This window comes from Parasphingorhabdus sp. (assembly GCF_039968395.1).
Taxonomy (GTDB): domain Bacteria; phylum Pseudomonadota; class Alphaproteobacteria; order Sphingomonadales; family Sphingomonadaceae; genus Parasphingorhabdus.
This window is the reverse complement of record NZ_JBDVPV010000005.1, coordinates 940,313-959,738: the sequence shown is the minus strand read 5'-3', so window position 1 is coordinate 959,738 and position 19,426 is coordinate 940,313. Positions and strand designations below refer to the sequence as shown.

Sequence of the window (19,426 nt, the reverse complement as noted above, 5' to 3'; positions counted from 1 at the left end):
CAGTCGAACGCCCCTATTGCCTTGACTGTATTAATATTATAACACAGTTGTTGAAACGCTTGAATATTGCTGCATTTATATCCATTTATGGCAGGATAGCCGCAACATAGACGGCGACATGGAGATTTGACCTTATGGCGACCGAAACAATTACCGCGACCGATGACCTGACACTGACTCCCCCAGAGCCTGTTGTAGCCGTAGCACCGACCAAGGCCGCGGGCCTGGTGCCGGTTGGGGACGAGGTGAAGTCCAAACTGGAAGAAAAGGTTGATGGCTTCATCACCGATTTGATCGCCCAAGATGAAAACAGCCCGGAATTTGGCAAAAAAGTAGATCAGATTACCAATATGGGCCGCAAGGAGATTGCCGATGCTGCCGGACAATCCAACCGCTTTCTCGATCGTCCGATACGGTCGATGGACGAGGAAGCCGGAATTGGGGCAGATCTGGCCGAATTGCGGCGGACGGTCGAAGATCTGGATCCGGGCAAACGCGGAAATCTGACGACCAAGAAGAAACTGTTTGGCATCATCCCGTTCGGCAACAAGCTCCGCAATTATTTTGATGGCTATAAAAGCGCACAGGGGCATATCGGATCCATTCTGGACCGGTTGCGTTCGGGTAAAGACGAATTGCTCATGGACAATGCAGCGATCGATGTGGAACGCAAAAATCTGTGGGCTGCCATGGGCCGTCTGGAACAGATGATCCACGTTTCCAAAGTCATGGATCAGCGTCTCGAAGACAAGGCCGCCGAACTGGACGCCACGGATCCCGCAAAGGCCAAGGCGCTGAGAGAAAGCGCGCTATTCTATGTCCGGCAGCGGACGCAGGACCTGATGACCCAGATGGCGGTAACGGTTCAGGGTTACCTGGCGCTTGATTTGGTGAAAAAAAACAATGTTGAGCTGGTCAAAGGCGTTGATCGTGCCAGCACGACGACTGTTGGTGCCTTGCGCACCGGTGTGACGGTTGCACAGGCACTGACCAACCAGAAGCTGGTTCTCGATCAGATCAGTGCGCTCAACACGACAACCGCCGGTGTCATCGATTCCACCAGCGAAATGTTGAAAAACCAGACTGGCCAGATTCACGAACAGGCTGCATCATCAACCATTCCGCTCGAAACGCTGCAGCGTGCGTTCCAGAATGTCTACGATACGATGGACAATATCGACACGTTCAAGATCAAGGCTCTGGAAAACATGAAGACAACCGTCAATTCGCTGTCTGGCGAGATTGAAAAGTCCAAAGGCTATATTGCGCGATCCGAGGGGCAGGCGAAAGCACAGCTGGAAGCCCCGTCTGAAAACCCGCTGAGCGCGCTGGAGGAATAATCAGTGGCCATCGGCGAGACTTCCGATCAGATCATGTCCGACGCAAATCGGGCATTGCGGGATTCACAATTCCGCAGGTCAATAGGCCATCGATCCGCGGCCATGAAGCGCGGGTATTTCTGGAAGAAAATTGGCCGCGCAGCGATGCTGACGGCTGGCGTTCTGGTCGGTGCCAGCATTGTCGGCGGCATTTTGAACGGGATAGGTTTTTGGGGCGTGATGATTTCAGCGGGTTTGATCGCTGGCGGGATATGGGCCGCGATGAAGTTTCCGAAATTGAAAATCCCGACTCCGGAAACGCTGGTTCAGTCGGATCTCAAATCACTGGCCGGAAAGACCGAGATATGGCTGGAAGCCCAGCGGCCCGCCTTGCCAAAACCGGCGATCAAGATCGTCAATGATATCGGTGCGCAACTGGATATGCTGTCTCCGCAGCTGCAAAAGCTCAATGAAGGCGATGCTGCGGCCTATGAAATTCGCAAATTGATGGGTGAGCATTTGCCCGAGCTGATCTCCGGCTATCGCGCTATTCCAGCCCCGATGCGCAAAGAGAATACTGATAACGGCAAAACGCCGGACGAGCAGTTAATCGGCGGTTTGTCGCTGATAGAAAAGGAAATTGCCGGTGTTACGCAGCAGATTGCAAAGGGTGACATTGACAATCTTTCCATCCGCGGCCGGTATCTAGAATTGAAATATGACAAGAGCGCAGAGGCAGAAGAATAGCTTCGCTGCGATAATCGCCCTCGAGGCATTCGGTACAAAACAGCATTCCACTGGGGTTTTTAAGTTGACTCAATCCTCCATGCGCTGCTCTGTGAAAAGCGAAATACGGCGATATCGCCGTGCAGTGATTTGACAAGCTAGGATTCCGAAATGTGCCCTGCGGCAGTAAGTGATGGGGACCGTCGGGGATATATTATTCCAATCGGCGGCGGTGAAGACAAAGATGCCAATCCAACGGTTTTGAGGCGTTTTCTCGAAGTTTCGGGAGGCAGAAACGCGGATATCGTGATATTGCCGACTGCATCCCAGTTGGAAGAGACCGGTTCAATTTACGAAGAGATATTTCTGAAACTCGGAGCGGCGAACGCGAGTTCAATACCGATTTCGAGCAGGGAAGACTGCAATAATCCTGAATTTGCGGAGCGATGTCAAAACGCGACCGGAATTTTCATGACCGGAGGCAATCAGCTGCGGCTCAGCACAATATTGGGCGGGACGATTGTTGCGCGCACGATCCGAACGGTGAATGCCAGGGGTGTACCCATCGCGGGAACATCTGCGGGTGCTTCGATTATGTCCGAGCACATGATGGCTGGTGGTAGCGCAGATCAAAGCCCTTCGGAAGGCGGAGCGGTTCTGGCACCGGGACTGGGTCTGACCAATGTTGGTGTCATAGATCAGCATTTTTCCGAACGAAACCGACTGGGTCGCTTGCTATCTGCGATTGCGCTCAACCCGTTTTTGCTCGGTATCGGAATTGATGAAGACACCGCCGCCTTTATCGGCCCGGAAGACACGATGGATATTGTGGGAAGCGGGACGGTGACCGTTGTTGATGGTGCCGGAATGCGATATTCATCTGCCCATTCCGCCGATCGCAACCAGGGATTGGGGATGTTGGGATTGAAAATGGACATATTGCATGAAGGATGCAGCTATGACCTCAATCTTCGGCAGGCATTCCCGCCGGTGGAAGATGACTATAATGTGTGTAATCTGTAAGCATGAAAGCACACAGATAATCTCAACGGAATAGAACCAGGGGCTTACTATGAGAATTTTGAAAACAAATCTTTATGTCGGCCCCAACCAATATGCCCGATTCCGGGTGATCCGGCATGTTCTGGATATCGGTGTTCTTGAAGACTGGCCCTCTGTCAGGCTTGGGGCTGAGTTTATCGATGGCCTGATTACCGCTTTGCCTGGACTTGAAGAACATGGCTGTTCCTATCGCAAGCCGGGTGGATTTGTTCGCAGATTGCGTGAAGATGATGGCACCTGGATGGCGCATATTACTGAGCATGTCGCGTTGGAGCTGCAATGTGTGGCCGGCAATGAAGTGACATTCGGTCGCACCCGTTCAACAGGAGAAACGGGCCAGTATAATATGGTTTATGCCTATATTCACCGGGACGTTGGACTGGCGGCCTGCGAACTGGCGATCAGGTTGTTGATGCATCTGCTGCCTGCAGAAGTGCAAAAACAATGCGATTATGAACTCGACGAAGATTTTGACTGGGATGACGAGCTAAGGAGCTTCATCAAGCGCGCCCAACGGCATGCGTTCGGACCAAGTACCGCCTCGCTTGTGGCTGCTGCTGAGGAACGCAACGTTCCCTGGCTGCGATTGAACAAATACAGCCTTGTGCAATTTGGCCATGGCAAACATCAGCAACGCATTCAGGCGACCATCACCAGCGAAACCAGGCATATCGCGGTCGAAATTTCCTGCGACAAGGAAGACACGCATAATCTGCTCAATGATCTCGGCCTGCCGGTTCCACACCAGTTCATGGTCTACAGCGCGCGGGAAGCCGTGCGCGGAGCGCGCCGGATCGGTTATCCGGTGGTCCTCAAGCCATTGAATGCAAACCACGGCCGCGGCGTTTCGATCAATCTGACATCCGACGAAGAAGTTGTAACCGCATTTGATGTCGCGCGCGAGCAGGGGACAAGCAAGGCAGTGCTGGTCGAAAGCTTTATTACCGGATTTGATCATCGAATGCTCGTCGTTGGCAATGAACTGGTTGCGGTTGCGAAACGCGTTCCGGGACATGTTGTGGGTGATGGCAAACAGACAATCGAACAGTTGATCGCACACGTGAATGACGACCCGCGTCGCGGTGTTGGGCACGAGAAAGTTCTGACAATTCTCGAGATCGACAGTCAGGCAAAACGACTGATGGAAAATGCCGGCCACACGCCCGAAACGGTACTTCCGGAAGGAGAGATATTCTACCTGCGCGATACCGCGAACCTGTCCACTGGCGGGACGGCGATTGATCTTACCGATAGCGTGCATCCCGATAATCGCGAAATGGCGGTCCGATCGATCCAGGCGGTAGGTCTGGACGTTGGCGGTGTCGACTTTTTGACCGACGACATATCGCAATCCTACAAGGATATTGGCGGCGCTATTGTCGAAGTAAACGCAGCACCGGGATTCCGGATGCATGTAGCGCCGAGCGAAGGGGAACCAAGGGACGTGGCTGGCAAAGTCATCGACATGCTGTTCCCACCCGGCACGCCCAGCCGGATCCCGATTGCGGCAATCACCGGAACCAATGGCAAGACCACCACGTCCCGCATGCTGGCGCACATCATGAAAACCTGCGGTGATACCGTTGGTTTGACAACCACAGACGGGATTTATGTGGATGGCAAGCAAACGGTTAAAGGCGATACAACCGGGCCCAAATCCGCACAGATGGTATTGCGCGATCCGGTGGTTGATTTTGCTGTCATGGAAACGGCTCGCGGCGGTCTGGTGCGAAGCGGATTGGGGTATGACAGTACAAATGTCTCTGCCTGTTTGAATGTCGCATCTGATCATCTCGGGTTGGGCGGTGTCGACACGCTGGAAGAACTGGCGAAGATCAAGCGGATCGTTGTCGAGGCAGCAACGGATACGGTCGTGCTCAACGCCGATGATATTAACTGCCTGCGAATGGCGGATTACTGCGATGCGGACAATATCTTCTATGTGACTATGAATGCTGAGCATCAGCTCGTCAAACAGCATATTGATGCGGGCGGCAAAGCAGCCGTGCTTGAAAAAGGCATGAACGGTGAAATGATCACCATTTATGACAACTGCACCCATATCTCGCTGTTGTGGACACATCTTATCCCGGCAACGATTGAGGGCAAGGCCACGCATAATGTCCAGAATGCGATGTTCGCGGCGGCGATAGCCTATAGCTTCGACAAGGATATCGAGCAGATACGGCACGGTCTGAAAACCTTCAACACAACGTTCTTCCAGGCACCTGGGCGGATGAATGTGTTTGACGAGCTTCCCTTCCGTGTCATCCTTGATTACGCTCACAACCCGGCAGCCTTTGAAGGTCTGACCAATCTGGTCGACAAGCTGGACAATCACAATCGCAAGATCATTGCCGTTTCCTGTCCCGGCGATCGGCGAGATGAAGATGTGTTCGATTCAAGCGAGATACTGGCCGGCCATTACGATCATTATGTTTTGAAAGCAGATGATAATCGCAGGGGGCGAGGCGATGACGAAATACCGCAATTGATGAAGCAGGGGTTGATGAAGCATGGGGTCGTGGAATCTGCGATCACGATTGTTCCGGATGAGCAGAAAGCCATTGATTTTGCGTTGAATATGGCCGCTGAGAAGGATCTGCTGATCGTTATCGGCGATAATGTAACCCGATCCTGGAAACAGATTGTGCATTTTGGCGACGAAGCTGCAGCCGCATCCTCTGCAGATAGCAAGGCCATTGCTGAAGACCCTGATTACGAAAATATCGTGGATGACAATCAGGCTGTGATCAGCGATGATCGCGGGGTTCGACTGGCGCGTGATGATGATGAAGACGGCGATTAGGAGCGTCTGACCCATGCCTGTCGATATCGAGCAAATCGAGAATTTTCTGGATATAGCCATACCCGAATCCGAGCTGTTGCAAATGGACAGCAGCAGGCGGATTACGGGGCCGGGAATGATCTGGGATAAACGGGGCGCACTAATCGACATATTCGTCAGTGGATTTGAAAAAGGAGCCGTTGTTGAAACGTGGCGTCCGATAGTTCAAAAGCTTCTGTCTGATTTGAATTGGCAGGCCAGCGAAATCACGTCACGCGTTTTTGAAGATGGTGTGACGCTGGTTATCTCCGCGCCCGCTGATCTTCTGTACTCGGCGGTGTTCGTCATAGAAACCAGCTGGCATCTGACCGCAAACCAGCTTCTCGATCAATCGCCGCGTGATTATGATGTATTGCTCGCTGATTTACGCGAAGTGATCGAGATGGAATCCAACCCCGCGCTGATCCAGCTCTTGCAGGCGGCAGACAATCGCAACATCGACATATTGAGCGACGATGATCTTGTCTCGCTGGGGCATGGGGAAGGGTCACAGACCTGGGGTGTCAATGAACTTCCGGTTCCCGAAGCAGTCAATTGGGATCGACTGCATAATTTACCGGTCGCTCTGATTACCGGAACCAACGGAAAATCAACCAGTGTCCGTTTGGCTACAGCGGTGGGTGAAGCTGCAGGACTGGTCAGCGGGTCGACATCAACGGATTATGTGAAGCTGGGCAAGGACATACTGGATTATGGCGACTATTCCGGCCCCGGCGGCGCGCGGATGTTGCTGCGGGACAAGCGGCTCGAACTTGCCTTTCTTGAAGTTGCGCGGGGCGGGATATTGCGGCGCGGATTGCCGCTGTTTCAGGCCCGTGCTGCATTGGTCACAAATATCGCTGCGGATCATCTTGGACAATATGGCGTCAATACGGTGGACGCTCTTGCGCAGGCAAAATTTGCAGTTGCGAGGGCTGTGGCCGAGGATGGCGTGCTGGTTTTGAATGCTGACGATCCGCTGGTCGTGGAGAATGGTTTGCGTTTCCAGCGGGCGATCTGTTGGTTTTCATTATCTGCTGACAACAAACTGGTTCGGGAATCTCTCGCGCAAAAGACTGCGTGTTGCTGGCTGGATGGCGAGCATATCCGATATCATGGCGGATCGGGTGAAGAACTGGTTTTGCTGGTTGCCGATATTCCGATTACGATGAATGGCGCGGCGCTTTTCAACGTCCAGAACGCGATGGGTGTGATTGGTCTGGGCAAGGCAATGGGGCTTGGCAATGAAGCGATTGTCAAAGGGCTTACCGAATTTACCGCTTCGCCAGATGACAATCCTGGCCGATGCAATGAATTCATAGTTCATGGGGCCAGGGTGTTTGTCGATTTTGCGCATAACCCCCATGCTATCGCTGCGATGTCACAATTGCTTGAAAATTTGCCAGCCAGGAAGAAATATCTGCTGATCAGCCATGCCGGAGACCGGACCGATGAGGAAATCACAGAACTTACCAGCGGGGCTCTCGGGTTTCAGCCGGATGAGGTGGTGATTGCCGAACTGGAGGATTATCTGCGCGGACGAGAATTGGGTGAAGTGCCCGATTTGATCGCAAAAGAGTGCGGACGGCGAGGGATAGACCCTTCAGGCATCACCAGGATGCGTTCGCCCGGCAAAGGCGTCGAGCATATTCTGGGGAGCCTGGAAGCCGGGGATGTCGCCTTGCTGCTGGCGCTGTCAGATCGTGACCGGATATTCGAACTGATTGCCGCTACGCAGGATTAAGCTAATCGCAGGAAGCGAATGTGGTGGCGATCAAAGATTGATCCGAACCAACCGCCGCGCGCTTCATGCCGTCAGAATTATATTGCATGGCGATTTCACCTGATCTGGATATCGCGATGACACCGCCGTCGCCGCCGAGCGATTGCACATCTTTCAACATATATTGCAAGGCTTCGCTGAGCGTATCGCCCGCCAAGGCAAAGCGATTGGCAATTGTCAGGGCACCGCCGGTCCGGATAAAATATTCACCCGTGCCGGTGCAGGAAATCGCGATTTCCTCATCCGCCCAGGTTCCGATCCCGATTATCGGTGTGTCACCAACCCGACCTTCCGGCTTGCCGAACACGCCGCCGGTCGATGTCGCTGCCGCCAGATTGCCTTTGATATCGAGCGCAACGGCGCCGACCGTTCCATGTTGCATGTCGCTGACATTGATGTCGTCTTCGCTCACCCCCACCGGCAGGACGTAATAATTCTCCGGATCGGCAATCAGCTCTGCGCCGTGCACTTCCGCGAAACTTCTCGCACCATTGCCCGCCAGCATCACACTGGGAGAATGATCGAGGACCCTACGTGCGACCGATATCGGACGGACAACATCGGTGATCGCGGCAACTGCACCGGCATTTCTGGTCGCGCCATCCATGATACTGGCATCCAGCTCGACGGCTCCGGCAAGATTGGGTGCTGATCCCTTGCCAGCGACATAGAGCCCGGAAGCCTCCATTTCCGCCACCATTTTTTCAACCGTATCAAGACTCGTCGCGCCGCCTTTCAGCATCTCTTCGCCCTCAGCAGCGAGAATAGCCAAATGCTGTTCTACAACCGTGTAGTCTTCGCCAGTTTTGGCACCCGCGCCCCCGTGAAGGGCGAGTGAAAAACGGGATGAGTTTGAAACCATGATTTCGGGTCCTTTAAATTCTGGCACCCTATGGAAAATCCAATTGTGTATGTCGATAGCAAATCTCTCCCGGGCAATCGGTCGTGGACAATCGGTCGGGGCTGTGAAAGGGGAGGCGCATCAGAAAAGAATGAAGTGAGATTGAAAATGAAAGCGTTATTTGATGTGAGCGGAAAAGTGGCTGTGGTCACGGGCGGGTCGAGCGGGATTGGCGCAATGATGGCGCGCGGCCTGGTTGAGAATGGCGCGAAGGTTTACATTACGGCTCGCAAGGTAGAGCGACTGATCGAGATGGCGGAAGAGCTATCGAAACTCGGCGATTGCACCGCCATTCCCGCTGACCTTTCAAATGTTGATGCTATTGAAGAACTTGTCGCAGCGATAACCGCAAAAGAAGACCATATCGACATATTGATCAACAATGCCGGCGCCAACTGGGCCGCTCCGATCGAAGATTTCCCGGAAGCTGGCTGGGACAAGGTTATGGATATCAACATCAAGTCGATATTCTTCGCAACGCAAAAGTTTCTGCCATTGCTCAAGGCATCCGGTAACGCCGAAGATCCTGCGCGGGTGATCAATATTGCTTCGATTAACGGTATCCGAAATTCAGGCATGCCCACCTATGCCTATTCTGCCAGCAAGTCCGGAGTGATCCATCTCACGGAACATCTCGCAACCGATCTGGCGTCATATCACATCAATGTGAACGCTATTGCTCCGGGCTTTTTCCCCAGCAACATGACCAAACAGATTGTCGAGAATGACGGGATGACAAAAATGGCGATATCTCAGATTCCGCGGGGCCGGATGGGGTCTCCGGAGGACATTGCCGGAACCGCACTCTACCTGTGCTCGCGCGCGTCAGCCTGGGTTATTGGCCAGACAATCGTGCTGGATGGCGGGATGATTTCTCGCCCCTGATCAACTGCGCGCAGCAAGGATTTTCTTGTTGCGCGCTTCGACAGCCCGGAAACCTTTGAATACGCTCAGATCGGGATCTGTTCGACCGGATTTTCCTAGGTTGAAAAGTTGCTCGTAAAACCAGTAGATTGTCGCAAAGCCGTCAACCGCTTTGACGACCTGAAACCGGCGCAAAAATCCAAGCCAATCGGGAATAAGCTGCAATGTGTTTTCGAAACGGGGCAACTCATCACGGCCTGCCAATAGCTGTTTCGGGGCGTCGGTCATGACGCACATAGGCCGGCCCAATCCGATTAGATCAGCCGCGCCATCTGCAAGTGCCTGGTCCATTGCCGCGCGTGTCCGAAACCCTCCGGTGACCATCAGCGGAACCGAAACCGATGCCTGCATGGCTTTGGCAAAATCCACAAAATAGGCTTCCCGTGCCTGGGTTGAGGGCGCGACATTCTGCTCTTCGCGTTCTTCCATCCCCTCCGATCCCATCAGGGCGGGTTGTTCATATGTGCCGCCGGATATTTCGATCAGGTCGACACTGGCAGCTTCGAGCCATTGTACGACTTGCAAACTGTCTTCAAATGCAAATCCGCCTTTTTGAAAATCCGCGCTGTTTAGTTTGACCGAGATCGGGAAGTCCGGTCCGACAGCTGCCCGAGTTTTGGCGATGACTGCCAGCAGAAATCGCGCTCTGTTTTCAAGACTGCCGCCATAGTCGTCGGTGCGTTGATTTGCACGCGGGCTTAAAAAACTGCTGAGAAGATAACCGTGGGCGGCGTGAATTTGCACGCCGGTAAATCCGGCCTCTTGAACTGTTTTGGCCGCCAGTGAAAATCGCTCTATCAGGGTTTCAATTTCGGATATGGTCAACTCTACCGGTTCGCCAAACTGTCCACCTGGAAGGCCCAATTTGACGGCTGAAGGCGCTTTCGGATTGGGGTTTACATTCGCCGGCGTTTGCCGGCCCGCATGGCTAATTTGGGCCCAGAAATGATTGCCATTCCGGGTCGCGATCGCGGCCCAGCTTTTCAGCGCCTTCATCATCTCGTCGCTGGCCGGTTTGTCGATTACAACATTGCCAGGGCGTTCGAGATGATCTCGATCAATCTGGATATTGCCGCTGAGCAGCATGCCGGCACCGCCATCTGACCAGATACCATAAAGCTGTTCGAGTTCTTTCGTCGGGAAACCATCTGGCGTCGCTATGCCTTCTGTCATCGCGCCTTTGCCAATTCGATTGGGCAGTACCGCGCCGCAGGGAAGAGTGAGCGAAGCATCGAGAGTTGTTGTCATGTCAGACAGCCCTTATTTAAATTGCGAATGAAAACTGATTCTGATCATTTTGGAAAAATTTGCAAGCAATTCCAGAATTTAACCCTCTAAAACACTGAATTAGTGTAAATTTGGCTTTTGCTTAATTTTTGGTATATTGCAGGCCTGCCAGCCCGGGATTTACATTGGGCGGCAAGGACTGGATACATGAGGGGAAAAGAAAATGGTTGCAGCGACCTCACGGAAATCGACATCGAAATCGGTGGCGATGACTGGACGTGAAAATAGCCACGGCTCCGCAGGCGTGGTGCTCTGGGACAAAAAAATGAGCAACAATTGTGCTGGGGCGTTGCTTGTCTACACGATGTTGCAGATTTTTGTGGTTATCAGTTTCATTGAGACCAAAGGCATGTCGATTGCCCCTTATTTTGGACTTGTCTTGCTGGTCGCGATCATCATTCCTTTTTGCCGCAAATACGAAAAGCGCTGGGAAAAGCTTGCCAGTGCAAATCTTCCCGACAGCAATATGGCGCTCCGCTATCGCCGTGACCAGATAACCCTGTGGATTCTTGCGTTGGGGCTTCCATTCGTCTTCATCGGGCTCATCATGCTCGGAAGCACAATTTTCTAGTCATCGGGCGTAAAATCCGCGCTGCAGATTGCCGCCAGTCATTGACGGGTACAGGCCGCGCACCTATGTGCTTTGCATGTTAAAACCTGAAGAAGCGCAAAGCCGCGCGGACGCCCTGATCTCCCAAGCCAAAAAAGCAGGAGCCGATGCTGCGGATGCGATTTACGTCTGCGATGCATCGACGCAGGTCCAGATACGCCTCGGCAATCTGGAAGATGTCGAACGGTCTGAAGGTGAAGAAATTGGTCTGCGGGTGTTCGCAGGCAAGCGTTCGGCTACCGTCTCTTCATCAAACATGGATACCGACATTTTATCCGATCTGGTTGGCAGAGCGATGGACATGGCTCGTGAAGCACCGGAAGATGACTATGCCGGACTGGCTCCGGAGGAATTGATCTCGAAATCTGATCTGCAACCTATTGATGGTGAAGACCACGCCAATCCAGAACCCGCCATTCTCCGGGAAATGGCACTCGAAGCGGAAGATGCTGCGCGCGCTGTCTCCGGCGTAACCAACAGTGAAGGCGGCGGAGCGAGCGCCGGACGATCAATTGTTGCCCTGGCCACAAGCCATGGTTTTTCGGGCGCTTATTCCACCAGTGGATACGGCGTCTCAGCCAGCGTGATCGCAGGTGAAGGTGACGGCATGGAACGGGATTATGCCTATCATAGTACCCGGCATTTTGAAGACCTCGATAGTCCGAAAGAAATTGGCCAGAAGGCCGGCAACCGCGCAGTTTCGAGGCTGGGCCCTGTAGAATTCAAGTCTGGTGCAATGCCGGTGGTTTTTGATCCGCGGGTCAGCAGCAGCCTGCTGGGTCATTTTGTCGGCGCGATCGCGGGAAGCAGCATTGCGCGCAAAACAAGTTTCTTGCAGGACGCGTTGGAAACGCAGGTTTTTGACAGCGCGATCAATATCATCGACTGTCCCCATCGCAAACGCGGACTGCGTTCCAAGGCGTTTGATGGTGAAGGCTTGCCGACCGCCAAGACAAAATTGATTGATAACGGCCGACTTACTCAATGGATCATGGAGAGCGCATCAGCGCGCCAATTGGGATTGCAGCCCACCGGACATGCTTCGCGCGGGGTTGGGGGAGCGCCTGGCGTCAGCGTCACCAATCTGCACATGAGCAACGGATCGGTTAGCCGTGATGATCTGATCAAGGATATCGGAAACGGCGTTTTGATCACGGAATTGATCGGACAGGGGGTTAATCCCGTGACCGGCGATTATAGCCGCGGAGCTGGCGGGTTCTTGATTACTGATGGTCAGATTGGTGCGCCGGTTTCCGAAATTACGATAGCCGGAAACTTGAAGGACATGTTTGCGAGCCTGGTGCCAGCTGATGATCTGGTTTATCGTCACGCAATTAATGCGCCAACCCTGCGCACAGACAGCATGACGGTTGCCGGTGGCTGAAGTTGATTTCGACAAACTGGTAGCAATTGCCCACGAAGCCGGCGATCTCGCAATGCGGGATTGGCAGGCGGGCGAAAAAGCCAAAAAGACCTGGGAGAAATCGCCGGGACAAGTGGTAAGCGATGCGGATATTGCGGTGGATCATTTCCTGCGCGAACGCCTGGAAGATCTTGTGCCTTCTGCAGGCTGGCTTTCCGAAGAGACGCATATCGACCACAGCGGTGCAGGGGATGATCTCACCTGGGTTGTCGATCCGATTGATGGCACAAAGGATTTCGTCGCCGGCAGACCGGGTTGGTGTGTTTCTGTTGCACTTGTCCAGAACGGAGCGCCGGTTTTTGGCATTCTCAATGCCCCGGCGATGGAGGAACTTTGGGTCGCAAAGGCGGGTAGTCATACGGAAGTCAACGGAAAGCCGCTTTCAGCCAGCGTTCAAACAGCATATGACGGTTGCCGTATTCCTGCGGAAAATCTGCCTGCGGAAATCAATCTGACCGCGGTACCGAAACCCAACAGCATTGCTCTTCGCATGGCGATGGTCGCGGATGATCGCGCCGATATGGTCGCATCCACGCGCTGGGGGCATGAGTGGGATATTGCCGCAGCCCATGTTATCGCCGAACAGGCCGGAGCTCGCGTGACCGACGCCCTGGGGCAGAAACTGGCTTATAATGGAACGCATGGCAAGGCCCTGGGCGTGTTGTGCTGCTCTGCCGGGATTTATGAAACTGCGGTCGCCAGAATTGCGAAATATGCCGCCAATGCAGATGGGCAGCCTTGAGCGCTTCAGACTGGCTTCTTTCTTTTCCACAAATCGTCACGATCACTGTAACCCGGCTTGATCATCGCCTGTATCAGAGCACGGGATACGGATGTGATTTTGGACAGACTTCCGGTCACGACCCGCTGATCGAGTGACGCTTCAGGATTTTGACCCACCGATCGCGCGATATTCAGATAGATGTCTGCGGCAGCGAGTACCGCCCAGCGAGAGCGGAATGGCAGCTGCGCAGCTCCTACACGGGCGGATCGGGCATAATGTTCGGCGCGCTCGCAAAGCCTCGCGACAAGCATAGCGGTTTTTGTACGGTTTTCCGTTTCGAGCATGTCCCGAGTTTTGAGACCTTCCTGCCGCAACCACTCGGAGGGGAGGTAGCAGCGTCCGGCTGCATCATCCTCTGCGACATCGCGGGCAATATTCGAGAGCTGGAAGGCCAGACCCAGATCACAGGCACGGTCCAGAGTGTCTTCATCTGCAGAAGATACGCCCATGACGATCGCCATCATGCAGCCGACAGCTCCCGCGACATGATAACAATATTGATACAGGTCATCTTCGGTTTGCGGTGTCCAGCCTCTGGCATCCAACTGGAAGCCATCGATCATGTCGTCAGAGAACATTTTGGGTATGCCGCATTCTTTGGCGACGACGCCAAATGCATCAAATGGCGGTTTGCCCGTCTGCTCTCCACCATATGCTCTGGCAGTCATCATCCGCATCGCTGCGACGGTTTTTTCCGGATTGGGGACAACAGACATGCCGTGCCCATGATCCTGTCCATCTGCGAGATCATCGCAAGCTCGGCACCAGAAATAGAGAAGCCAGGCCCGTTCTCTGGTTTTCGCTGAAAAGAGTTTCGATGCGAGCGCAAAGGATCTGGAACCGCGTTCTATACTGGCCTTCGCGTGCCGGACGAGATTTGCGCGATTCATGACCAGGTTTATCCCAGATCTTCCAGCATCAGTTCAGCGGTAGCCTTGGCGCTGCCAACAACACCCGGAATCCCCGCGCCCGGGTGCGTTCCGGCACCCACAAAATAGAGATTGTCGATGACATCATCGCGATTGTGAACCCGGAACCAGGCACTTTGGGTGAGTAGGGGTTCAAGGCTGAATGCGCTGCCCAGATGGGCATTCAGGTCCGTGCCAAAATCCTGGGGTGTATAGTGGAAGCTTGTAATTATCCGGTCATGGATGTCGGGGATCAGACGTTTGCCAATCTCTTCCAGAATTCGTTTTTCGTAAATGGGTCCCATTTCATCCCAGTCGATCGGGAGCTTGCCCTGGTGCGGAACCGGCGCAAGAACATAGAAAGTGCTGTGGCCTTCAGGTGCCATTTCGGGGTCAGTAATAGTTGGGTGATGTAAATATAGCGAGAAATCCTGCGGTAAAACGCCATTTTCATAAATGTCTTCGAGCAGGCCCTTATATCGCGGTCCGAACAGGATCATGTGGTGGGGGATGCCTGGCCAGCTTCCCTTTATTCCAAAATGAACGACAAAGAGCGAAGGCGAGTATTTCTTCCTTTTCAAGGATGAAGTCACTTTCTGGCTGCGGTGCTGATGACTCAGCAAGTCGCGATAGCTGTGCATCACATCGGCATTGGATGCGACCGCATCGAAATTTTCGGACCATCCGGATTTGCAGGTTATTCCCGTCGCCCGATCACCCAAAGTGTCGATGCTGGTGACAGGGTCGGCAAGCCTGATGGAGCCGCCAATCCGTTCAAAATGCTTGACCATCGCGGCGACCAGCATGTTGGTTCCGCCCTTTGCAAACCAGACGCCTCCCAATCGTTCCAGTTTGTGGATGAGGCCATAGATTGCGCTGGTGGTCATCGGATTTCCGCCTACCAGCAGAGACTGGAAAGACAGGAATTCCCGGAGTTTTTCGTTCTTCACGAAGGTCGAGACTTTGGCATAAACCGAACGATAGGCTTGGAATTTCATCAGGGCAGGGGCCGCACTGATCATCGATTTGAAGTCCAGAAAAGCTGTCGTGCCAAGCTTGACATAGCCCTCTTCATAAAGCCCCCCGCTATAGTCCAGAAAACGTTCATATCCTTCAACATCATCGGGTTCGATCTTGGCAATTTCTTCCCGCAGCTGATCGGGATCATTCACATAGTCAAAGTTGGTACCATCGGGCCAGTTCAGTCGGTAAAATGGAGAAACGGGCATAAGCTCGATGTCCTTGGCCATATCGTGGCCGGTCAGATCCCAAAGCTGACTGAGACAGTCCGGGTCGGTAATGACGGTCGGACCACCGTCAAAAATAAAGCCCTCTTTCTCCCAGTAATAGGCGCGGCCACCGGGCTTGTCGCGACCTTCCAATATGGTGGTATGAACACCGGCAGACTGCAGCCGGATTGCCAGCGCTAGTCCTCCAAAGCCGGAGCCGATCACCGCTGCCTTTTTGAACAGGCCAGGTTGGGATTTGGTAACTTCGTTCATGAATTGATACTCATCGATATTTTAACAACAGGGGAACGGCGCGACGGATCGGGATTGGGGGTTTGCCCGTGAGCAACTTCACCTGATCTATCTTGGTTGTCTTGCCTGCATAGAATCTTGCCAGCAGATTTTCATCTTTGGTGTAGGTGTGTTGCAAGGTTAGATAGCGCTTTTCCGGGTCAGCTCCCTTGAACAGAAATGCACAGAGCATCCTGTAGAATTTCCCGTTTTTCCAGTGTTCTGTCGCCATATCCTTGAGTGATTTGTCCAGATTTTCCTGGGTGATCGATGGTGTCCCGGCGATCAGAATGGCGGTTCGTACAGCGAGAGGCAGGGAATAGCTGGTAATCGGCTGGATCAGTGCTGCGCGAGATCCCGCGCGGGCATCCGGGCCGGGGTTGCTGTTCCAGAAAGCTTGAAAATCGCCACCATAAAAAACCGGCAACTGACCCGTCTCATCGCTCAACACCTTGTCGATTTCCCAACCTTGTTCAGCGACATATTCGGAAATCCTTTTGCTTAACATGGCTGGATCGAAATCTTTGGTGTCCGCATAATAGGTATCTTCAACGAACAGCTCATTTTCCCCGAATGGCAGACAGTAAACAAATCGATAGCCGTCAATTTGTTTCACCCTGGCATCCATGATGACCGGACGATCCAGCCCATGCGGTTTTTTCAGTCTGAGCATCTGGCCGTAGAATTTTTGCCACCCATTTTCGAGTGCCTCTATATTGCCCCCGCCGCGAGCATCAACAACCGCTTTTGCGCTTATCTCTTCGTCATCATCAAGCTGAAGGATGCTTCCTTGAAGTTTTTTGATTTTTTTGCCGATTATCAAGCTTTTTTTGGGCAGACGTGCCCTCAATTCAAGGTCGAGTTTCACTGATTCTATCGAAAAATACCCGTTGCCGATGCGACGACTATATTTCGGGAAGTGGACATCATAGCTTTCCCATTTTCGCGAAATGATCGGATCAACAAGCCAGCGATGCTCGGGCTCAATATCGCTTTCAAAAAAAGACCAGATGTGGTTGCCACCAAATTTTTCTTCGGCTTCGATCAGCGCGATATCGAGCTCGGGGCGCAGTTTGTTGAGAGCCAAAGCAACGAGACCGCCCGCCAGCCCACCGCCCGCAATTGCGAGATCAAATTGATTCTGATGGGAACTCCTGCCTGACATGAGGCAGCCTTAGCGGAAGGGGCATGCAGGGGAAAGCCTGTCTGAAAGCATGTAGACAATGAATTGCTTTAGACCTTGCCCGCTGGTGATCAGCCGCATATCCCGGCGTCATGGTACCTGTCGTTCCTCTTTTGCTTTCCGCGCTTGCCATGACGCTGATCATTGGGGGGCGTTATTTGCTGAGCAGCGGCTTTTTCGCATGGCTCACCAATCGTGTACGGCCGAGACAATATGACAGTTTGCAACCGCAGATTTCAAAGGAGATCCGATGGTCTCTTGCTTCTGCTGCCATCTACGGCATCCCGGCAGGCATCATGGCCTGGGGGTGGCAGAACGCCGGGTGGACGAAGATTTATACGGACATCAATATGTACCCATTCTGGTATATGCCGATTTCGCTGTTGGTCTATCTTGCTCTCCACGACACCTGGTTTTACTGGACGCATCGACTGTTTCATCGACCGGCCTGGTTTCAGATTGCACATGCAGTGCACCATGAAAGCAGACCTCCGACTGCATGGGCGGCGATGAGCTTCCATCCGGTAGAAGCGATCAGCGGTGCGGTTGTTATACCTGCTCTGGTCATCGCTATTCCGATTCATGTCGGCGTCTTGGCCATTGTGCTGCTGATAATGACCGTTATGGGAGTAACTAATCACATGGGCTGGGAACTGTTTCCCCGCTGGATGGTTCAGGGAAAGTTAGGACAGGGGCTGATAACAGCAACCCATCACGAAAAGCATCACGAGTTGTATAGGGGTAATTATGGTTTGTATTTCCGGTTTTGGGACAAAGTCTGCGGTACTGATATCGGGCTTGGCTCTTTCGACAGCAGTTCCCGCGAACAGCGCGGAAAGTGATCAATCAGCGGTAGCGCCTGCGGTTGCGGCCACTTTGGGAATTGCAGTGTCGGGTCTGCGCTCGCAAAAAGGGGACGTTCTGGTCTGCCTGAGCAGCAATCCCAAATATTTTCCGGATTGTCGGAAAGACAAGGATGCCCGCAAAATCAAGGTAGCAGCCGCTGATGCTGCAACGTTTCAAATCTCCGATGTCGTTCCGGGTACCTACGCAGTTGCTCTCATACATGACGAAAATGCTAACGGGAAAATGGACATGCGGCTGTTTCTTCCGCGTGAAGGTTTTGGTTTTTCCCGCAATCCAAAAATTGGAATGGGACCGCCGAAGTTTAAATCTGCACAATTTGAAGTCGGAGTCACTGACGCGAACTATGCAGTGAAAATGAAATATATACTCTGACCAACCGGCGACCCTGTCGGATGTCATGCACCCTATGTGGAACTATTGAAGAATGACCAAAACCAAGAGAGCCGTTTATTCTGTCGGAACTTACATTCTTGCAGCTGGCTGTTTGCTGGTCGGACACGCTGCAGCTCAAGCCGAGCAGCAGGGGCCGCCAACGGAGACGGTGTTCGATGGTGACTACGTGACGATCGGAGTTGGAGCCGTTGTCGGATCCAGTTACGAAGGCTCGGATAACTATACAATTTCACCGCTACCGGTGATTATTGGTAGTTTTGCCGGCGTAGAATTCCAGCCCCGCGGGCCGGGCCTTGCACTGGACTTTGTGCCAGATGCCAAAGGCGCGAAGATTGATATTATCGCAGGGCCTGTTTTTCGGGCCCGCTTTGATCGGAACAACTCGATCGAAGATGATGTTGTTCGTAGCCTGGGTGAACTGGATGTTGCGATTGAGGTTGGAGCGGCAGCTGGCCTGCAAGTTAACCGGGTACTGCATCCCTTTGATTCCCTGACTGCAACGGTTGATCTGCGCTGGGATGTCGCGGGAGCGCACAATGGAATGGTGGTTTTTCCCAGTCTGACTTACTTCACACCGTTGAGCCGGGGTGTCGCCGTCAGCTTGGCGCTGAGCGCTGAATATGTTGATGATGACTATGCCGATTATTATTTTTCGATTTCACCCGCGGGATCGGCAGCTAGCGGCTTGCCGACGTTTACGGCCGGTTCGGGATGGAAAAACGCGGGTGTTACGGTCTTTGGCGGCATTGATCTTGATGGTGACGTAACCAATGGCGGTTTGGGGCTGTTTCTGCTGGGCAGCTATTCTCATATGCTTGAAGATGCCGAACGTTCACCTGTGACCTCCATCCGCGGTGATGCAAATCAATGGTTTGGTGCGATTGGTATCGGCTATACCTTCTGATCGAT

At 53.2% G+C, this 19,426-nt stretch carries 17 protein-coding genes; 12 read left to right on the top strand and 5 right to left on the bottom strand.

All coding sequences use genetic code 11. The annotated features are described in order from the left end of the window. Window positions 1–134 precede the first annotated feature (134 nt). The 5 genes from ABJI30_RS15320 to ABJI30_RS15300 all read left to right on the top strand — a co-directional run bounded on the left by ABJI30_RS15320 (window position 135) and on the right by ABJI30_RS15300 (window position 7,678). Window positions 135–1,340, top strand: coding sequence for a toxic anion resistance protein (locus ABJI30_RS15320; protein WP_348017555.1), 1,206 nt, complete (start codon window positions 135–137; stop codon window positions 1,338–1,340). A gap of 3 nt (window positions 1,341–1,343) precedes the next feature. Continuing rightward, the gene (locus ABJI30_RS15315) at window positions 1,344–2,066 is read left to right on the top strand and encodes a hypothetical protein (protein ID WP_348017554.1); all 723 of its coding nucleotides are present in this window, start codon (window positions 1,344–1,346) and stop codon (window positions 2,064–2,066) included. 150 nt (window positions 2,067–2,216) lie between these two features. Continuing rightward, complete coding sequence (locus ABJI30_RS15310) at window positions 2,217–3,068, top strand: cyanophycinase (protein WP_348017553.1); 852 nt, start codon at window positions 2,217–2,219, stop codon at window positions 3,066–3,068. Window positions 3,069–3,117: 49 nt separating this feature from the next. Then, window positions 3,118–5,916, top strand: coding sequence for a cyanophycin synthetase (gene cphA, locus ABJI30_RS15305; protein WP_348017552.1), 2,799 nt, complete (start codon window positions 3,118–3,120; stop codon window positions 5,914–5,916). A 13-nt stretch (window positions 5,917–5,929) separates the two neighbouring features. Beyond that, window positions 5,930–7,678 carry a Mur ligase family protein gene (locus ABJI30_RS15300; RefSeq protein WP_348017551.1) on the top strand — a complete coding sequence of 583 codons (1,749 nt, stop codon included), beginning with the start codon at window positions 5,930–5,932 and terminating at the stop codon, window positions 7,676–7,678. Between the two features lies 1 nt (window position 7,679). On the opposite strand, the gene ABJI30_RS15295 is transcribed toward ABJI30_RS15300, so the two are convergent. After that, a complete protein-coding gene (locus tag ABJI30_RS15295; protein ID WP_348025458.1) occupies window positions 7,680–8,579 on the bottom strand; it encodes an isoaspartyl peptidase/L-asparaginase in 900 nt (299 codons plus the stop codon). A gap of 147 nt (window positions 8,580–8,726) precedes the next feature. On the opposite strand from ABJI30_RS15295, the gene ABJI30_RS15290 reads away from it, so the two are divergent. Further along, window positions 8,727–9,503 (top strand): glucose 1-dehydrogenase, encoded by a 777-nt coding sequence (locus ABJI30_RS15290; RefSeq protein WP_348017549.1) that lies wholly within the window; start codon window positions 8,727–8,729, stop codon window positions 9,501–9,503. Here the strand turns inward: ABJI30_RS15290 and ABJI30_RS15285 are convergent, their stop codons facing one another. Further along, entirely contained in the window at window positions 9,504–10,790 is a 1,287-nt protein-coding gene (locus ABJI30_RS15285; RefSeq protein WP_348017548.1) for an NADH:flavin oxidoreductase/NADH oxidase family protein, read from the bottom strand. 202 nt (window positions 10,791–10,992) lie between these two features. Between ABJI30_RS15285 and ABJI30_RS15280 the strand changes: the two genes are divergently transcribed. From ABJI30_RS15280 to ABJI30_RS15270, 3 genes are all read left to right on the top strand, one after another. Next, window positions 10,993–11,400, top strand: coding sequence for a hypothetical protein (locus tag ABJI30_RS15280; protein ID WP_348017547.1), 408 nt, complete (start codon window positions 10,993–10,995; stop codon window positions 11,398–11,400). A gap of 76 nt (window positions 11,401–11,476) precedes the next feature. After that, entirely contained in the window at window positions 11,477–12,823 is a 1,347-nt protein-coding gene (locus ABJI30_RS15275) for a metallopeptidase TldD-related protein (protein WP_348017546.1), read from the top strand. Next, the gene (locus ABJI30_RS15270) at window positions 12,816–13,604 is read left to right on the top strand and encodes a 3'(2'),5'-bisphosphate nucleotidase CysQ (protein WP_348017545.1); all 789 of its coding nucleotides are present in this window, start codon (window positions 12,816–12,818) and stop codon (window positions 13,602–13,604) included. Before ABJI30_RS15275 ends, ABJI30_RS15270 begins: the two co-directional genes overlap by 8 nt. Before the next feature lie 5 nt (window positions 13,605–13,609). Here the strand turns inward: ABJI30_RS15270 and ABJI30_RS15265 are convergent, their stop codons facing one another. Genes ABJI30_RS15265 through crtY form a run of 3 tightly spaced genes read right to left on the bottom strand, consistent with a single transcriptional unit; the run spans window position 13,610 to window position 17,239 of the window. Next, the gene (locus ABJI30_RS15265; RefSeq protein WP_348017544.1) at window positions 13,610–14,536 is read right to left on the bottom strand and encodes a phytoene/squalene synthase family protein; all 927 of its coding nucleotides are present in this window, start codon (window positions 14,534–14,536) and stop codon (window positions 13,610–13,612) included. A gap of 8 nt (window positions 14,537–14,544) precedes the next feature. Further along, window positions 14,545–16,056: a phytoene desaturase gene (locus ABJI30_RS15260; protein ID WP_348017543.1), complete on the bottom strand. Its 1,512-nt coding sequence runs from the start codon at window positions 16,054–16,056 to the stop codon at window positions 14,545–14,547. 10 nt (window positions 16,057–16,066) lie between these two features. Next, complete coding sequence (gene crtY, locus ABJI30_RS15255) at window positions 16,067–17,239, bottom strand: lycopene beta-cyclase CrtY (RefSeq protein ID WP_348017542.1); 1,173 nt, start codon at window positions 17,237–17,239, stop codon at window positions 16,067–16,069. A gap of 110 nt (window positions 17,240–17,349) precedes the next feature. On the opposite strand from crtY, the gene ABJI30_RS15250 reads away from it, so the two are divergent. The 3 genes from ABJI30_RS15250 to ABJI30_RS15240 are packed head-to-tail and all read left to right on the top strand — an operon-like array spanning window position 17,350 to window position 19,421. Beyond that, complete coding sequence (locus ABJI30_RS15250; protein WP_348025334.1) at window positions 17,350–18,099, top strand: sterol desaturase family protein; 750 nt, start codon at window positions 17,350–17,352, stop codon at window positions 18,097–18,099. Beyond that, on the top strand, window positions 18,056–18,496 hold the full coding sequence (locus ABJI30_RS15245; RefSeq protein WP_348017540.1) for a DUF2141 domain-containing protein: 441 nt from the start codon (window positions 18,056–18,058) through the stop codon (window positions 18,494–18,496). The genes ABJI30_RS15250 and ABJI30_RS15245 overlap by 44 nt, the downstream gene beginning before the upstream one ends. Window positions 18,497–18,548: 52 nt before the next feature. Continuing rightward, window positions 18,549–19,421: a MipA/OmpV family protein gene (locus ABJI30_RS15240; RefSeq protein ID WP_348017539.1), complete on the top strand. Its 873-nt coding sequence runs from the start codon at window positions 18,549–18,551 to the stop codon at window positions 19,419–19,421. Window positions 19,422–19,426: the final 5 nt, after the last annotated feature.